15 protein-coding genes are annotated in these 16,775 nt (G+C 68.3%); 7 read left to right on the top strand and 8 right to left on the bottom strand.

All coding sequences use genetic code 11. The annotated features are described in order from the left end of the window. Positions 1-60: 60 nt before the first annotated feature. The 3 genes from ACFRAH_RS03565 (at position 61) to radA (ending at position 4,129) form a co-directional block, all read left to right on the top strand. Positions 61-1,473: an aldehyde dehydrogenase family protein gene (locus ACFRAH_RS03565; protein ID WP_377989547.1), complete on the top strand. Its 1,413-nt coding sequence runs from the start codon at positions 61-63 to the stop codon at positions 1,471-1,473. Between the two features lie 117 nt (positions 1,474-1,590). Further along, positions 1,591-2,715: an aromatic acid exporter family protein gene (locus ACFRAH_RS03560; RefSeq protein ID WP_377989546.1), complete on the top strand. Its 1,125-nt coding sequence runs from the start codon at positions 1,591-1,593 to the stop codon at positions 2,713-2,715. A 28-nt stretch (positions 2,716-2,743) separates the two neighbouring features. Further along, complete coding sequence (gene radA, locus ACFRAH_RS03555) at positions 2,744-4,129, top strand: DNA repair protein RadA (protein WP_377989545.1); 1,386 nt, start codon at positions 2,744-2,746, stop codon at positions 4,127-4,129. Here radA and ACFRAH_RS03550 read toward each other — a convergent pair. Continuing rightward, positions 4,126-5,373 (bottom strand): beta-ketoacyl-[acyl-carrier-protein] synthase family protein, encoded by a 1,248-nt coding sequence (locus ACFRAH_RS03550; RefSeq protein WP_377989544.1) that lies wholly within the window; start codon positions 5,371-5,373, stop codon positions 4,126-4,128. The two genes, radA and ACFRAH_RS03550, sit on opposite strands and share 4 nt — an antisense overlap. 60 nt (positions 5,374-5,433) lie before the next feature. Beyond that, a complete protein-coding gene (locus tag ACFRAH_RS03545) occupies positions 5,434-7,047 on the bottom strand; it encodes a peptide chain release factor 3 (RefSeq protein WP_377989543.1) in 1,614 nt (537 codons plus the stop codon). 327 nt (positions 7,048-7,374) lie between these two features. On the opposite strand from ACFRAH_RS03545, the gene disA reads away from it, so the two are divergent. Beyond that, the gene (gene disA / locus ACFRAH_RS03540) at positions 7,375-8,451 is read left to right on the top strand and encodes a DNA integrity scanning diadenylate cyclase DisA (protein ID WP_377989542.1); all 1,077 of its coding nucleotides are present in this window, start codon (positions 7,375-7,377) and stop codon (positions 8,449-8,451) included. 13 nt (positions 8,452-8,464) lie between these two features. On the opposite strand, the gene ACFRAH_RS03535 is transcribed toward disA, so the two are convergent. After that, on the bottom strand, positions 8,465-9,178 hold the full coding sequence (locus ACFRAH_RS03535) for a hypothetical protein (RefSeq protein ID WP_377989541.1): 714 nt from the start codon (positions 9,176-9,178) through the stop codon (positions 8,465-8,467). A gap of 161 nt (positions 9,179-9,339) precedes the next feature. Between ACFRAH_RS03535 and ACFRAH_RS03530 the strand changes: the two genes are divergently transcribed. The 3 genes from ACFRAH_RS03530 (at position 9,340) to ACFRAH_RS03520 (ending at position 11,444) form a co-directional block, all read left to right on the top strand. Beyond that, positions 9,340-9,786, top strand: a complete 447-nt coding sequence (locus tag ACFRAH_RS03530; protein ID WP_377989540.1) for a hypothetical protein — start codon at positions 9,340-9,342, stop codon at positions 9,784-9,786. A 184-nt stretch (positions 9,787-9,970) separates the two neighbouring features. Beyond that, a complete protein-coding gene (locus tag ACFRAH_RS03525) occupies positions 9,971-10,789 on the top strand; it encodes an A/G-specific adenine glycosylase (protein ID WP_377989539.1) in 819 nt (272 codons plus the stop codon). A gap of 142 nt (positions 10,790-10,931) precedes the next feature. Beyond that, positions 10,932-11,444, top strand: a complete 513-nt coding sequence (locus ACFRAH_RS03520; protein WP_377989538.1) for a hypothetical protein — start codon at positions 10,932-10,934, stop codon at positions 11,442-11,444. Between the two features lie 30 nt (positions 11,445-11,474). Here the strand turns inward: ACFRAH_RS03520 and dhaM are convergent, their stop codons facing one another. From dhaM to ACFRAH_RS03495, 5 genes are all read right to left on the bottom strand, one after another. Further along, entirely contained in the window at positions 11,475-12,221 is a 747-nt protein-coding gene (gene dhaM / locus ACFRAH_RS03515; RefSeq protein ID WP_377989537.1) for a dihydroxyacetone kinase phosphoryl donor subunit DhaM, read from the bottom strand. Next, positions 12,218-12,844 carry a dihydroxyacetone kinase subunit DhaL gene (gene dhaL / locus ACFRAH_RS03510; RefSeq protein ID WP_377989803.1) on the bottom strand — a complete coding sequence of 209 codons (627 nt, stop codon included), beginning with the start codon at positions 12,842-12,844 and terminating at the stop codon, positions 12,218-12,220. The genes dhaM and dhaL overlap by 4 nt, the downstream gene beginning before the upstream one ends. Positions 12,845-12,846: 2 nt before the next feature. Then, the gene (dhaK, locus tag ACFRAH_RS03505; protein ID WP_377989536.1) at positions 12,847-13,848 is read right to left on the bottom strand and encodes a dihydroxyacetone kinase subunit DhaK; all 1,002 of its coding nucleotides are present in this window, start codon (positions 13,846-13,848) and stop codon (positions 12,847-12,849) included. 215 nt (positions 13,849-14,063) lie between these two features. Beyond that, positions 14,064-14,582, bottom strand: coding sequence for an amino-acid N-acetyltransferase (locus ACFRAH_RS03500; RefSeq protein WP_377989535.1), 519 nt, complete (start codon positions 14,580-14,582; stop codon positions 14,064-14,066). Between the two features lie 31 nt (positions 14,583-14,613). Further along, positions 14,614-16,734, bottom strand: coding sequence for a prolyl oligopeptidase family serine peptidase (locus tag ACFRAH_RS03495; protein ID WP_377989534.1), 2,121 nt, complete (start codon positions 16,732-16,734; stop codon positions 14,614-14,616). Positions 16,735-16,775 lie beyond the last annotated feature (41 nt).

Genomic DNA, 16,775 nt, shown 5'->3' with positions numbered 1-16,775 from the left:
TAGGTATGCCCGCCTCGCCGCCCGGCTGAGCGCACTTTCCTACTCGAAGTGGAGTACCTCTTGGAAACCTATGATGCCCTCCTCGCCTCCATTACCGCCGGTCCCGGCCAGGAGAGCCGGACCATCCTCGACCCCGCCACCGGCGCCGTCGTCGGCCACGCCCCCGTCCACACCATTGAAGACCTCGAAACCGCTATAGCCGCCGCGGCCGCCGCCCAGCCCGCCTGGGCGGCCCTGGGCCACAACGCCCGCTCCGCCGCGCTCCTCAAAGCAGCCGACGCCGTCGAACGCTCCGCCGAGGAACTCGCCCGGCTCCTCTCCCGCGAACAGGGCAAACCCCTCAACGGCCCCAACGCCCGCTTCGAAGTCGGCGCCTGCGCCGCCTGGCTCCGCGCCACCGCCACCACCGAACTCACCCCCGAAGTCATCGTCGACGACGGCGACACCTACGCCGAACTCCACTACAGACCCATCGGCGTCGTCGGCGCCATCGGCCCCTGGAACTGGCCCATGATGATCACCATCTGGCAGATCGCCCCTGCCCTCCGGATGGGCAACACCGCCGTCGTCAAACCCTCCAAAATGACCCCGCTCTCCGTCCTGGCCCTCATCAAAGTCCTCAACGAAGAACTCCCCGACGACGTCCTGCACGTCATCGCCGGCGACCGCGAAACCGGCGCCCGCCTCGCCGAACACCCCGCCATCGGCAAAATCATGTTCACCGGCTCCACCGCCGCCGGCAAAGCCATCATTCGCTCCTCCGCCGACACCGTCAAACGCCTCACCCTCGAACTCGGCGGCAACGACGCCGGCATCGTCCTGCCCGACGCCGACCCCAAAACCATCGCCACCGACCTCTTCTGGGGCGCCTTCATCAACACCGGCCAAACCTGCGCCGCCCTCAAACGCCTCTACGTCCACGACACCATCTACGACGCCGTCTGCGAAGAACTCACCAACGTCGCCAACACCATGCCCATGGGCGTCGGCCTGGACGAAAACAACGTCCTCGGCCCGCTCCAAAACAAAGCCCAATACGACATCGTCGCGCAACTGGTCCAAGCCGCCAAGGACTCCGGCGCCCGGATCCTCACCGGCGGCAACCCCGACCCCGAGCAGCCCGGCTACTTCTACCCCGCCACCCTCATCGCCGACATCGACAACACCAACCCCCTCGTCACCGAAGAACAATTCGGCCCCGCCCTGCCCATCATCCGCTACACCACCATCGACGAAGCCATCGAAATGGCCAACGGACTCGACGTCGGACTCGGCGCCTCCGTCTGGTCCCCCAACCTCCCCGCAGCCCGCGACGTCGCCAACCGCATCCAGGCCGGCACCGTCTGGATCAACAAACACGGCGCCGTCGACCCCCGCATCCCCTTCGGCGGAGCCAAACAATCCGGCTACGGCCTCGAATTCGGCACCGAAGGCCTCAAACACCTCGGCATCCCCCAAATCATCAACGGCTAACCCCACACCCCAACAAAACCCAGGAGCCGCCGTCGCCACCCCGCGACGGCGGCTCCCCGCTTGTCACCGGAGCGTCCACTACCCGGCCCACAGAGCCTCCCGCAATAGACTGAAGCCATGCCCCAGACCGGACTCTCCGCCAGCAAACGCTTCCTCCGCGGCCGGATCAGGACAGGGATGGTCCGGAGCAGGAGTTCACTGGTCCCCGCGATCCAGATGACCTTCGGCGCGGTGGCAGCCTACGCGTTCGCGGAATACGTCCTGGGGCATACCGGGCCGCTGTTCGCTGCCACCTCCGCCCTGATCGCCCTGGGTTTCTCCCGCGACCTGCGTTTGCGGAGGGTGATGGAGGTGGGGCTGGGTTGCACCCTCGGCATTGCCGTGGGTGACATGCTGCTCCACTGGCTCGGGGCAGGGATCTGGCAAGCCGCCGTCGTGCTTTTGACGTCAATCCTGCTGGCCCGTTTCCTTGACAGCGGCAATATCTTCACCACGCAGTTGGCGCTGCAGTCCGTGCTGGTGGTGCTGCTGCCGGCGCCTGCCGGCGGCCCGTTCACGCGCAGCATCGATGCCGTGGTGGGAGGCGTGGTTGCCCTGCTGATCACCATCCTGGCGCCTAAAGACCCGCGCCGGGAACCGCGCAGGGACGTGCAGAAGCTGCTCCATGAACTGGCTGAAGTACTGCGGGAATGCGCGGCGGCACTGCTGGAGAGTGACTCCACCCGGGCATGGCACGCCCTGGTCCGAGGGCGGAACAGCCAGCCCCTGGTGGATGCCATGCGGCATTCGCTCCGCGCGTCCGGCGAGGTGGCCACCCTCGCGCCCGCCTACCGCAGGCACCGGGACGAACTTGACCGGCTGGAGCAGTCGCTTGAGTTCATCGACCTTGCCCTCCGCAACAGCCGCGTCTTCGCGCGCCGGCTCACCAGTTCCATCAACCACGCCGCTCTGTCCGACGAAGCAACCGAGAACATCGCCGAAGTCCTGCAGGAGACAGCTGCGGCCGTGGACGAGCTCTCGCTGGGCCTGGCCGAAGTGCAGGAGGGCGCCCGCCATGCCCATCTGCGCAGCGCGCGGCAGGACCTGGGCGAGATCGCCGGGCGGCTGCACCCGATGATGCTGAAGGTTCAGAAGCTCGAGGGCGAGACCGTGGTGATGCTGTTCCGGCCGCTTATGGTGGACCTGCTCGAAGCGGCCGGCATTGATTCCCACGAGGCCCGCGACCTGCTGCCCCCGCTATAGTGTCGGTGCCGCCGGTTAAGGTGGAGCAATGGCTACAAAGACTTCCCGGGTTTCCAAGGCTCCGGGCTATAAATGCGCCGAATGCGGCTGGACCACGGTCAAGTGGGTGGGCCGGTGCGGTGAGTGCCAGGCCTGGGGCACCGTCGAGGAGACCGGCGCCGCGGTGGCGCGTACTACGGCGGCCACCACAGTTCTGGAGCCCGCCCGCCCCATTGCCGATATTGACGCCACGACCGCCGCATACCTGCCCACGGGTGTGGACGAACTGGACCGGGTGCTCGGCGGCGGAGTGGTGCCCGGCGCCGTCATCCTGCTTGCCGGCGAACCGGGCGTGGGCAAGTCCACGCTGCTGCTGGATGTCGCCGCCAAGTTTGCCCGGACCGGGCAGGGTGTCCTGTATGTGACCGGCGAGGAATCGGCGGCCCAGGTGAAGCTCCGGGCCGAACGGATCAGCGCGATCGCCGACACCCTGTACCTGTCCGCCGAAACCGACCTCGGCCAGGCGCTGGGCCAAGTGGAGAAGGTGGAGCCGAAGCTGCTGGTGGTGGACTCCGTGCAGACACTCAGCAGCGCGGACGTGGAGGGCAGCGCCGGCGGCGTCTCCCAGGTCCGCGAGGTGGCTGCCTCGATCATTTCCGCAGCCAAGCGCCGGAACATGACCACGCTGCTGGTGGGGCACGTGACCAAGGACGGCTCCATCGCCGGACCCCGGCTGCTGGAGCACCTGGTGGACGTCGTGTGCCAGTTCGAGGGCGAGCGCCACTCCCGCCTCCGCCTGCTGCGCGCAGTCAAGAACCGTTACGGGCCCACCGATGACGTGGGCTGCTTCGACCTCACCGAGGACGGCATCCTGGGCCTCGCCGATCCAAGCGGGCTGTTCGTCACGCGTACCAAGGATCCCGTATCCGGCACCTGCATCACGGTTACCATGGAGGGCCGCCGGCCGCTGCTTGCCGAGGTGCAGTCCCTGATGGCCGAGACCCAGAACTCACAGCCGCGCCGGGCGACCAGCGGACTGGACAGTTCCCGGGTGGCCATGCTCCTGGCCGTCCTGCAGCAGCGTGCCGGCTGCCAGCTGCAGAAGGACGATTCCTACGTGGCCACGGTGGGCGGCGTGAAGCTGAGCGAGCCGGCCACCGACCTCGCGGTGGCGCTGGCGGTGGCGTCCGCGAAGCACAAGAAGCCCTTGCCGCAGCGCCTGGTCGCGTTCGGCGAAGTGGGGCTGGCCGGCGAGGTCCGTCCTGTCCCGGGCATCAACCAGCGCATCCATGAGGCGCACCGGCTGGGCTTCACGCACGCCGTCGTTCCCGCCAGCCCCACCGGTCCCGGCGAGGTGCCGGCAGGATTTTCAGTCAAGGAAGTCGGACACCTGACCGAGGTCCTGGACCTGCTCAGCCTTAAGGCAGGAGCCTAGGCTCGTGTGACCACGAGTGCCGCACTGTGCCCGCCGAACCCGAAGGCATTGACGAGTCCCGCCGTCGCGGTGCTGCCGCTGACGGTGCCGGTGATGACGTTGAGGTCCACCTCGGGGTCGAGGGCAGCCACGTTGTAGGTGCCGGGCAGGTCACCGGTCCGGAGCGCCTGCAGCGTGGCAATGGCGGCGAGCGCGCCCGCGCCGCCGAGCAGGTGGCCGGTGAGCGACTTCGTGGAGGTCACCGGGACGTGCCCGCCGGCCACGGCACGGATGGCCTGCGCCTCCAGGCGGTCACCCACGGGCGTCGAGGTGGCGTGCGCGTGCACGAACCCGATGTCCCTTCCGGTGAGGCCTGCGGAGGCAAGGGCCTTTTCCATCACCCGCACCTGCATGTCCGGATCGGCCGCCACGATGTCGTTCGCGTCCGAGGTCACGGCTGCTCCGGCAACGCCGCCCAGCACTTCCGCCCCGCGGGCACGTGCGTGCTCCCCGCTTTCCAGCACCACTATCCCGGCGCCCTCGGACAGCACGAAACCGTCGCGGTCCCGGTCGAACGGCCGGGAGGCCTGCCCCGGATCCCCGTTGCGCGTGGAAAGTGCCCGGATCTGGGAGAAACCGCTGATGATCAGGTCGTTGATGCAGGCGTCAACGCCGCCGGCAATTACGACGTCGGCTGCCCCCGACCTGATCATGTCGGCACCCTGGGCAATCGCTTCGGCCCCGGACGCACAGGCGCTGACCGGGGTGCGTGCCCCGCCCCTGGCGCCGAGGTCGATCGAAACCCAGGCTGACGGCCCGTTCACCATGAGCCTGGTCAGGGTGTGCGGGGAAACCTTGCGCGGGCCGCCGTGGTCCAGCTCCCTGACCTGGGCGACCACGCTGTCCATGCCGCCGTAGGCGGATCCGATCACGACGGCGAACCGCTCAGGGTCGACGCCGGGTTTCCCCGCCTGTTCCCAGGCTTCGCGGGCGGCCACCAGCGCCAGCTGCCCGCAGCGGTCCATCCGTTTCAGCTCGCGCGTACCTAGGAATGTGCCAAGGCCGGCGGTGACCCGCCCGGCGATGCGCACCGGCAGGGCCTCGGCCCAGCCGTCCTCCAGTGCCGCGATGCCCGACCTGCCGGCGAGAATGGCCTCCCAGGTCTCGGGGACATTGGCCCCGAGCGGGTTGATGGAACCCATGCCGGTCACGACGACGGCGGGTCGCGTCACTGGTGCTGCTGCGGACGGCTGGCTTGAGGGCACGGCAATACCTTGCTTCGTTGGTTGGGAGACCGTTGGAGAGGCGGGCTCCCCGTGTTGACGTTACTTGGCGGGGTTGTGCGTCCCGATCGGTACCAGCGTGAGATCCGGGTGGTTCTTCTCGATGCGGCGCAGGGCCCAGACGTCGTTGAAGAGGGCCAGGTATTCGCCGTCGGAGCGGAGCAGCACCTCAGCGCCGGGCACGTTGGCCAGCGCCGGCATGGCGTCCGCCGTCGAAATCCTTGCCATGGAGTACGGGAGGCGTTCAAGGCGCATCGGCGCGCTGAAGTCGTGCGCCATGCGGTCCTCCACCACTTCGAACTGCATGGGTCCGACGGCGGCAAGCACGGGCGCCTGGTCACCGCGGACGTCGGAGCGCAGTACCTGGATGACGCCCTCGTGCTCGAGCTGCTCGATGCCGCGGCGGAACTGCTTGAAGCGGCTGGGGTCCTTGGAACGGGCCACCTGGAAGTGCTCGGGGGCGAACAGCGGAATGGCCGGGAACTCCACGGCTTCCTCGAGGAACAGGCTGTCCCCCACGCGCAGCGAGGACGCGTTGACCAGGCCCACGACGTCGCCCGGGTAGGCCTCGTCGATGACCTCGCGTTCACGGCCGAAGACCTGCTGCGCGTACTTGGTTGCGAACGACTTTCCGGTGCGGGTCTGGGTGACCACCATGCCGCGCTCGAACACGCCGGAGCAGACCCGTATGAAGGCGACGTGGTCGCGGTGGGCCTTGTTCATGCCGGCCTGGACCTTGAAGACGAAGCCGGAGAACGGGGACTCCACCGGCCGCGGCGAGCCTTCGATGTCCGGGCGGGGCGCTGCCGGCGGGGCGAAGTCCACCAGGGCGTCCAGGAGTTCCTTGACGCCGAAGTTCAGGGCCGCGGAGCTGAACAGGATGGGGGTGGCCTTGCCCGCGTGGAAGCTTTCGACGTCGAAGGCCAGGTTGGATTCGATGACCAGGCCTGCCTCGTCGACGGCGTCCGTCCAGTTGCTGCCCTGGCTTTCCTCGGCTTCGTCTGGTGTGAAGTATTCGGTGAGGGCGATGCTGGCGCCGGCATTGTTCCGCTGGAAGCGTGCGAACCTGTCGTTGCGCAGGTCCCAGACGCCGCGGAAGTCGCCGGAGATTCCCACGGCCCAGGTCAGGGGCATGGGCTGCAGTCCGGTGCGCTCCGTGATCTCGTCCATGAGGGCCAGCGCGTCCAGGCCGGGACGGTCCCACTTGTTGATGACCGTGATGATGGGGAGGTTCCGCTGCTTGCAGACCTCGAACAGCTTCATGGTCTGCGTCTCGAGGCCCTTGGCCGCGTCCACGAGCATCACGGCGCAGTCGACGGCGGCGAGCACCCGGTAGGTGTCCTCCGAGAAGTCCGCGTGGCCCGGGGTGTCCAGCAGGTTGATCACGGTGTCCCGGTAGGAGAACTGCAGGGCAGCCGAGCTGATGGAAATGCCGCGGTCCTTCTCCATCTGCATCCAGTCCGAGACCGTCTCCTTGCGGTTGGCCTTGCCGCTGGAGGCACCCGCCGTGCCAATCACCTTGGCGTGCAGGGCCAGGGCCTCGGTGAGCGTGGACTTGCCGGCGTCCGGGTGGGAGATGACGGCGAACGTACGGCGCCGGGAGGCCTGCTTGTGGATCTCGTGCACTCGGGCGGGGCTCTGCACTTCTTGGGACACGGTGCTACTTTCACTGCGATCCGCGGGGGATCCGGTTGGGGAATGTGGCGGCCGGACCTGCCAGCCAAGGCTTCAAGTTTATCGCAGCGGCGGAAACCGCACCGAAGGCGGGCCAAAAGTGCCCCTTGGCGGGCCGCCGTCGGACGCACTCCGGATGCGTGTTGCGCAGGCCCCGGACGGGGCACTTTAAGGCTTGCCCGTGCGGTTGCTGGGGTAATCTACCTCTAGGATGGTGCATGCGGGAAACCGAGTACTTTTGATCCTGCCGGCAGACCAGTGAAACCGGCAAACCTGCAGGCCCCGCCTGCACCTTTGAAGGGAATATCTATGGCTCGCAGCCCTGAAGAATCGCTCAAGGCGACTTTGGGGAGGGTGGCCCCGGGGACCGCGTTGCGGGACGGCCTGGAACGCATTCTCCGCGGACGCACCGGCGCGCTGATCGTGCTCGGCTCGGACCGGACCATCGACTCGATCTGTTCCGGCGGCTTCGACATCGGCATCGACTTCTCCCCGACCAGGCTGCGCGAACTGGCCAAGATGGACGGCGCCATCATCTGCGACAGAGACGCCGGCAACATCCTCCGGGCGGCCGTCCAGCTCGTCCCTGACCCCAGCATCGAAACCCAGGAATCCGGCACCCGGCACCGGACCGCCGAACGCGTCGCCATCCAGACCGGCGTTCCGGTGATCTCGGTAAGCCAGTCCATGCAGATCATCGCCCTGTACGTCAACGGGCTTCGGCACGTGCTCGAGGGCTCCGAGAAGGTCCTGGCCCGCGCCAACCAGGCCCTGGCCACGCTGGAACGCTACCGCTCCCGCCTGGACCAGGTGACCAGCTCGCTCTCCGCCCTGGAGATCGAGGCGATGGTCACGGTCCGCGACGTGGCGGTGACCCTGCAGCGCCAGGAGATGGTGCGCCGGATCTCCGAGGAGATCTCGCAGTATGTGCTGGAGCTCGGCGAGGACGGCCGGCTCCTGTCCCTCCAGCTGGACGAGCTCACGGTGGGCCGCGGCCCGGGCAGCGACATCATCATCCGCGACTACGCCGGGCCGAACGCATCTCCGGAGGAGATCGACGGCGCCGTCAACGCGCTCCTCAACCTCGGCCCCACGGAACTGATCGACCTGAGCAAGATCGCCGGGATCATCGGGTTCGCCGGCGGCGTGGACACCCTCGACGCCGTGGTCCAGCCGCGCGGCTACCGGCTCCTTTCCGGGCTCAAGGCCGTCCCCAAAGCGGTGGCGGACAGGCTGGTGGACCACTTCGGCGGCCTGCAGCACCTCATGGCCGCGACCATTGACGACCTGATGACCGTGGACGGCATCGGCGACCAGCGTGCCCGCACGGTCCGCGAGGGCCTCAGCCGGATGGCCGAGGCCAGCCTGCTGGACCGGTTCCTCTAGGTTCCCGGGAGCCTCAGCCGAGCTGGAAGACGGTCGGGGCGCTGACCTTGGCGCCAAGCTTCGCGATGAACACGTAGTACCCGCTGCCTGCAACCGCGCCGTCCGGCACCTTCTCGCAGCCCTGCACCGAGCGGTTGCGCGGCCACGGGAAGTTCGCCGTTTCGCTCTTGCCCGGCGCGATGGTCTTGACGAGGTCGGTGCTGGCAGCCTGGCAGTCGGCCGATGAGAAGACCCGGTCCGATCCGCTGGTCACCAGGAAGTCCATCTGCGAGGTGCCGATGTTCACCTTGCACGGGAGCTTTCCGCCGTTGGTGACGGTGAGGCTCAACACCGGTTTTTCATCCGCCGCGTAGGACGTCTTGTTGGTGGCCGCCTTTACCGTCACGAGCTTCTGGTCGCAGGTGGGCGAGGCCGAGGGGGTGGCTGTCGGGGTTGCCGACGGCGTGGCACCCGGCTGGGCGGTGCCGGTGCCTTCGGTTGAAGGATCCTGGGTGGAGTCCTGCGCGGACGAGGCCTGCTGGGCGCCGCCGAGGAGGCTGCTCATGGTCGCCACGCCCCCGGCGATCAGGCCCAGGACCAGCAGCAGCGCCACTCCGGCAAAAAGCCGACGACGGCGGTACACGGCGGGGCTCGTTTTGCGGACGGTCCGGGATGCCGTCTTCTGTGCCGCCGTTTTTGGTGACCGGTTCCGGCCCGCGCCGGAGTTCGGAGTGTCTTGCCTGCCCATCCTCCTAGGCTAGGGAACGGCCGGGTTTCTGCGGCGCCACCACGCCGCCCCCGCCCCATCATGTCCAATTCGTAACTCAAATTCGGGTGACAACTGTCAGCACACTTATTAAAATTGAATCCCGGTTACCACTTACCGGGCCGAGTTGGAGAGGACCAAAGATGGTAGATCACGTGTCTGGCGGTCACCTCGAACGCGTCCTTCTGCCGCTGACGTTTGGCAAACATCAGAGCCAGGGGACTGAGTTCACGGTGCTTGCGGTTGAGATCTGGGACACCGGAATCGTGGTGAACCTGCATCTCGCATCCGTCAACGGAGACGAGCCGCAAACCCCCGAAATCATCGTCCATGACCACTTCGGCACAGAGTACAAGCTGGACCAGGTCGCCACCGTCGGCGCCCGCCAACTGCAGTTCTTTGCGCCCTCTATACCGGAAGGAACGCGCAGCCTGACCATCCGCTCCGTGGATCCGGACAGTCGCAGCTTTGTGGTTGCCCTTGCAGTTCCGGCGCCCAACGGCCGCGGCGGTGAAACCCTGCACGGCCACGTCAGGCGCCTGCCCGGGCGGCACGGGGGACTGCCTCCCGCGGAAAAGGAGGCCAGCTGACGGCGCCCGGCCGTGAACCGGAGCCGTGGTTTTCAACTAGAGTGTTGGCATCAAAACCACAACCGTTTACCCCGAGCTGACCGACGTCCATTCCACGCTGGAGGACTGGTTCGACGCCGAAGCCCGCGACCTGCCGTGGCGCCTGCCGGACTGCCCGCCCTGGGGTGTGCTGGTCAGCGAGATCATGCTGCAGCAAACCCCTGTGGTGCGGGTGCTTCCGGTGTGGGAGGAGTGGATGCGCAGGTGGCCTGAGCCCGCGGCGCTGGCCCGGGAACCCGCAGGTGAGGCGGTCCGCGCCTGGGGCCGGCTGGGTTATCCGCGGCGGGCGCTCAGGCTGCACGGCGCGGCGGTCGCCATCGAACGCGACCACGGCGGCAGGGTCCCCGCGGACTACGCCGATCTGCTCGGCCTGCCCGGCGTCGGCAGTTACACGGCGGCCGCCGTCGCCGCCTTCGCCTTTGGGCGCCGCGAGACGGTGGTGGACACCAACATCCGGCGCGTTCACGCCCGGCTCTTTTCCGGAACCGCCCTGCCCGCCCCGGCGCTGACCGCCGCGGAGATGCGGCTCGCCGCGGAACTGCTGCCCTCCGACGCCGGCCGTTCCGTCCGCTGGAACGCTTCGGTCATGGAACTGGGGGCACTGGTGTGCACGGCCCGTTCGCCCAAGTGTCCGGCGTGCCCGGTGCGCGACCGGTGCGCCTGGCTCGCCGCCGGCGAGCCGCCGCCGTCGTACATCCCCAAGGGGCAGGCATGGCACGGCACCGACCGCCAGGTCCGAGGCGGCGTGATGGCCGTCCTCCGGCTGGCGGACGCGCCGGTGCCGGCGGAGATGTTCCAGCAGGCCCCGGCCTGCCTCGGGTTCGAAGCCGCCGGCATCGGCGTGCCACTTGCTGCCCTGCACCGGCTGAACTGCGCACCGGAACAGCTGGAACGGGCCCTGGCCGGCCTCCTGGCGGACGGCCTCGCCGAACTGCACCAGGGCGGGTACCGGCTGCCCGCCTGACGGCCCCGCCCGTTCCGCCCGTTCCGCCGCACGTTCATTTTTGGTCTCATTTCAGCCCCCAGTGCGGGGACCCGGATAACGATGAGGGCGCCAGTTTTGCGCGCGCCGGTTCCGCTTCCGAACCGCGGATTTACCCTGAAGTATGGGCAAGGCAGGGGTACTTTTGGCCACAATCACGACGACGGCACTCATCTCGGGGTGCCATGCTTTCGAGACGGCGTGCCCGGCGATCGGCCAGGTGTCCGGAGTCGCCGTCACCGTGGCGGCCGGTTACTCACCCCAAGTGAAAACGCTGCACCTGAAGGCATGCCAGGACGGCAAGTGCGAAGAAGACACCATCCATCTGGTGCCGGGCTCCGTTTCGGTGGATCTGGGCTGCGCCGATGACTCCAAGGATGGCGATTCCAGGCCCGACGGCACGTGCTCAGCGACGTCCAAACCGGACGGCACGCAGCGCGGACTGCTGGAGCTGGGCACCCTGGGCGACTCCCCCATCGACGTCACTGCGAGCGGGTCGTACACCAACGGCAAGCCGATGCCGACGCGCACGCTGCGCTTCGAGCCCAAAGCCAGCTACCCGTTTGGCGAGCAGTGCGGACGGTTTGTCTCGGCTTCCGTGGTGCTGGACGCCGCCGGCCTCAGGCAGGACAGGTAGCCCCGGCATTTCAGGGCACACCGGAAACACTCAGGGTTCGCCGAAACCGCCCCTGACCAGGTCCGCCACGTACGCAACGGCGCGCTCGGCGTCGGGGCCGTACGCTTCCACATGGAGCACTGCCCCCTTCCCGGCTGCCAGCGTCATCAGCCCGGTCATCGAGGCCCCGTCCACCCCGTTCACCGTCACCTCCGCATCGAGCGCCGCCAGGCCCCCGGCTATCTTCGCGGCCGGCCGGGCGTGCATTCCCGCCTGGTTAACGAGCTCGAAGTCGCCGGCTGCATCAGGGCCGTCGGGCGCGGGGGCAGCCACGGCAACGGGGGCTACAACTGAGGCTCCGGCCCTGACGGCAGCATGGGTACCGCCCGGAAGATGCTCCTCCGCCTTGGGACGGGATGCTGGATAGCCGTGGGTGGCCTCGGCAGCGCGCCGGACAGCATGGACGCTGGCGCCGCCCTGGGCCGCCACGGCGGCCGCCACCAGGCCCTCCACGATCGGGGCGTCGGCAAGAAGCACAGGGGTGCTTCCCTCGGCAAACTCCAGGGCGGACTCAGCCGTCATCACGGCCGAGCCGAGATCGGTCAGCACCACCACGCCGTCGGCTCCGCCCGCGGCCTCCAGCGCGGCCATCACCTTTTCCAAGCTGGTGCCGATCCGGCCGTCAGACGTTCCGCCCGCCGGCACCATCATCACGTCCGGCGCCATCTGGGCCGCGAGTTCCACGGCGCCGTCGGCAATCTTTTCACTGTGCGAAACCACCACGATCCGCACCGTCATGCGGCGGCTCCCGCGGCGGCGCGGAGAATGAGGGCACTTGAGGCCGCGCCGGGGTCCCGGTGGCCGGCGCTGCGCTCCCCGAGGTAGCTGGCCCTGCCCTTGCGTGCCACCAGCGGATCGGTGGCAACGGCGCCCGCCTCGGCAGCCTCCGCGGCGGCGATGAGCACTGCCAGCGTGTCGCCGTCGGCCGCGGCCGCGGCGGCTGCGTCGGCGGCGGGGGTCCAGGCATCAACCATCGTCTTGTCGCCGGCCTCGGCCTTTCCGCGGGCCACGATGCCGTCCCGCGCCGCTGTGAGTGCTGCGGCGAGCGCCGCCGAGTCGACGTCGGCGGCGTCCCCCAGCGTGGTTGCGGCCCGCAGGAATGCCGTCCCGTACAGCGGCCCGGCGGCGCCGCCCACCTTCGACATCAGCGCCATCGCCGTCAGCTTGAGCGCTGCCCCGGGGGTTTCGGGCGGGTTTTCGGCGAGCTTGTCGAGCACCGCCTGGAAACCCCGGTCCATGTTTTCGCCGTGGTCCGAATCCCCGATGGCCCTGTCCAGCTCGATGAGTTCCACCCTATGTTCCGCCATCGCCTGCGCTGACAGCGTCAGCCACTTGACGGCCCAGGTCACGTCCAGTCCCACTGCTACACGCCCCATCGCAGCGCCGGCGTGTGCACGGGCGCATCCCAGAGGGCTGTCATCTCATCGTCAAGCCGCAGGACGGAGATGGAACAGCCCTGCATCTCGAGGGACGTGATGTAGTTCCCCACCAGGGAACGTTCCACGGTGAGGCCCCGTTCCGCCAGGACCTGGGCGGCGCGGCGGTAGACGATGTACAGCTCGCTCAGCGGCGTTCCGCCCATGCCGTTGACGAACAGGAGAACCTTCTCGCCCGACGCCGTTCCGAGGTCGCTGAGAATCGGTTCCAGCAGGCGGTTGGTGATGCCGTCGGCGTTTTCCATGGCGATCTTGTGCCGGCCGGGCTCGCCGTGGATGCCGATGCCGATTTCAATCTCGTTGTCCTCAAGGTCGAAGCTCGGGGTTCCGGCATGCGGCACCGTGCAGGCCGTGAGTGCGACGCCCATGGTCCGCACATTCCGGTTCACGCGGTCGCCGATGGCCGCCACCGCGTCGAGGTCGTCGCCGCGTTCGGCGGCGGCCCCGGCGATCTTCTCCACCAGGACGGTGCCGCCCACTCCCCTGCGGCCTGCCGTGTAGAGCGAATCCTCCACCGCGACGTCGTCGTTGACGAGGACGGTGCGGACCTCCACACCCTCAGCCTGGGCCATCTCCGCGGCCGTCTCGAAGTTCAGGACGTCGCCGGTGTAGTTCTTGACGATATGGACGACGCCGGCGCCGGAGTTCACGGCGAGCGTCGCCGGAATGATCTGGTCGGGGGTCGGGGAGGTAAAGACGGCGCCGGGCACGGCGGCGTCGAGCATTCCCCGGCCCACGAAGCCGGCGTGGAGCGGCTCATGGCCGCTGCCTCCTCCGGACACCAGGCCGACCTTGCCGGCAACGGGGGCATCCTTGCGGGTGACGTACTTCGGGTCGGCGCTGACGGTCACGAGGTCCGCATGGGCAAGTCCGAATCCTTCCACGGATTCATCCACAACAGCGCGGGGGTCATTGATGAGCTTCTTCATGGCCGGCTCCTGGGCTCTCGGTGCTTCATTGACATCGGTCAGGATGTGCTTTGACCCTACTACCGGCACCGGCTGCGCGGTAGTTCCGCGCGGGGTAGTTCAGACGGCGGAAGGGACAGCCCCCAATGCTGTCCCTTCCGGCTCCCTGGTAGTTTATCCAGCAAATTTATAAAAGGAAAGGAATGTTACCCGGCAGCATTGGGCAGGCAGGAGGACTAAAGGGCCCTGATCATCCGGGTGTTGCCAAGCGTGTTGGGCTTCACGCGCGCAAGGTCCAGGAATTCGGCCACGCCTTCGTCGTGTGAGCGCAGGAGTTCGGAGTACACCTGCGGGTCCACGGCGGACTGGTCCGCCATCACTTCGAAGCCGTGCCGCTTGAAGAAATCCACCTCGAACGTCAGGCAGAACACGCGCGAGACGCCCAGGGCTTCGGCCTGCTCCAGGAGACTCCCGACCAGGACGTGCCCCACCCCCTTACCCCGCCAGGCATCGGAAGCGGCAAGGGTGCGCACTTCGGCGAGGTCCTCCCACATGACGTGCAGGGCACCGCAGCCGATGACCTCGCCGGCAGCCGACTCGGCAATCAGGAACTCCTGCAGGCTCTCGTAATACGCCACCGTCTCCTTCGCCATCAGGATCCGCTGCTCGGCGAGCGGCGCCACGAGTCTCTTGATGGCGGCCACATCGCTGGTCCGGGCGGGACGGATGGTGAAGGAGTCAGTCACAGCCCCCATCTTACGGACTGCTTACCGCCATCTCCGGAAGCTACAGCCCCAGATCCGCCGGAAGCGGGATGTCCTTGCCGAGGACGTTCCTGGCCAGGAAGTGTTCCACCACCCCGTACCAGACCTTGGCATGCTGCGGCTGCAGGATCCAGTGGTTTTCGTCCGGGTAGAAGAGGAACCGGTGGCTCGTCTGGCCGTTCCCGTCGCTGGCGAGCTGGGACCTTGACAGCAGCTCGTACCAGAGCCGCAGGCCCTCCCCGATGGGCACGCGGTAGTCCTTGTCGCCGTGGATCACCAGGATGGGCGTCCGGATCTTCTCGACATGCAGGTGCGGGGAGTTCTCCAGCGCCATTTCCGCGGTCATTTCCTTGAGCCAGTACTGCGACGCGTCCGTGGTGGGCCCGAACTGGTCCAGCGCCCACAGGCTGGCGTGGGTGACGATCGCCTTGAAGCGGTCAGTCTGCCCGGCCACCCAGTTCGCCATGTAGCCGCCGAAGGAGCCGCCCATCGCTGCCGTCCGGCTTTCGTCAATGTCCGGCCGCTGGACCACGGCATCCGTGATGGCCATGAGGTCCTCGTAAGGCGCCTTGCCCCAGCCGCCCCAGCCCCGCTGGATGTATTCCTGGCCGTAGCCGGTCGACAGGGCGGGATCCGGCAGGAGAACGGCGTAGCCCCGGGCCGTCAGCAGCCACGGGTTCCAGCGCCAGGTCCAGGCATTCCAGGATCCCAGCGGGCCGCCGTGGATCCACAGCAGCAGCGGCGCAGGGTTCTCGGCTGAAGCACCGGCGGGCAGGGCCAGGTAGGCGGGCACCCGGGCGCCGTCAGCCGCCGTCGCCTCCACCCGCTCCAGCGACCCCGCGATTCGCGGCCGCTCCGCCGGGGACGGCAGCCGCGTGACATCCCCGGTGGCGAGGTCGATCCGGACCGGCTCGGGAGGAAACTCGTACGAACCGCGCAGCGCGTAGGCGCTGCGCCCGTCAGGTGAGACGACGACGTCGGTGTAGGCCGCCGCGTCCGGCGTCACCCGGGTAACACTCCCCCGGGCGGCACCTGCCGCAACAGTGACGCTGAAAACCGGCGTCGCGCCGTCGTCGTCCGCCGTGACCAGGAGGGCGGAGCCATCCGGGAGCCATGCCTCAGGGTGGGCCCACCGGTCCCAGCCATGGGCCAGGGGATGCAGGTCTTCCGGGCCGGCCTCCCCGGAGACGTCGAGCAGGTGCAGCTTGACCTGCGGGGCCTGCTGCGGGGTCGTGTCGCTTTCGCTGAGGACCGCGAGCGTGGCACCGTCGGGGCTGACCGGACCCGGGAAGTAGTTCATGCCTTCCTCGTCGAGGAGCACGCGGATGGTCCCGGTGGCAACATCAACGGCGGCGAGGACCGAGCGCAGGTCGGCCTTCGGCAGCGGCTTCACCAGGCTGGTGTAGATGGTCTTGCCGTCCGGACTGACCACCGAGACGGCCTCGCGGAGCCGGGAACCCGCCTGCGGGGTGAGGTTGCGCAGCGCGAGGGGCGCTGCGCTGTCCACGGTGGCGGGTTTTCCGGGTTCCTGTCCAGGCCCCGGCTCGACGGCGAAGAGCCGCGGCTGGGCGGGACCGAGGTCCGCGTCCCAGTAGCGCACCGGGTATTCGCTGTGCAGGATGGCCGCCACTTTGTTGTCCTTGCGGCTCTTGCGGCGCCCGGCGTCGTCCTCCTCGTCGCCGGAGCCGGCCAGAACGGAGGCGGTGACGAAGGCAGCGTTTGCGTCCCTCGCCGTCATCACCTTGTCCACGCCGCCAGCCCTGGAGAGCACCACGCGGGCTTCACCGCCGCCAGCGGGGAGCACCCAGAGCGCACTGACGGGATCGCCGTCGGCCTCCTTGTCCGGATCCGGCCGGGCGGACGTGAAGTAGACGTCGCCGTTGGCCGCGAACGCGGCGCCGGCTTCACCCTTGGCACTGCGGGTGATCCTGCGGGCCTGCTGCCCACCGGCCGGGTCCAGCTCCCACAGCGCCGAGACGTATTCGGTGCCCTTGCTGTTAAGCGTGGCGACTGTAGTCACCAGCCGCCGGCCGTCGGGGCTCAGCGCCAGGCCACTGACGCGCGGGATCGCAAGGTAGTGGTCGAGGTCATGGAAAGGGGTCGCCGGTTGCTCGCGCAGGATCGCTCCATCTTCAGTTGACATGTGCTGATTCAACACCCCCTGTGCCCCGGATCACAGGCCGG

The organism is Arthrobacter sp. NPDC056727 (assembly GCF_042790555.1).
Lineage (GTDB): Bacteria > Actinomycetota > Actinomycetes > Actinomycetales > Micrococcaceae > Arthrobacter.
Note: the sequence above shows the minus strand (reverse complement) of the source record. Positions and strands in the feature narration are given on the sequence as shown.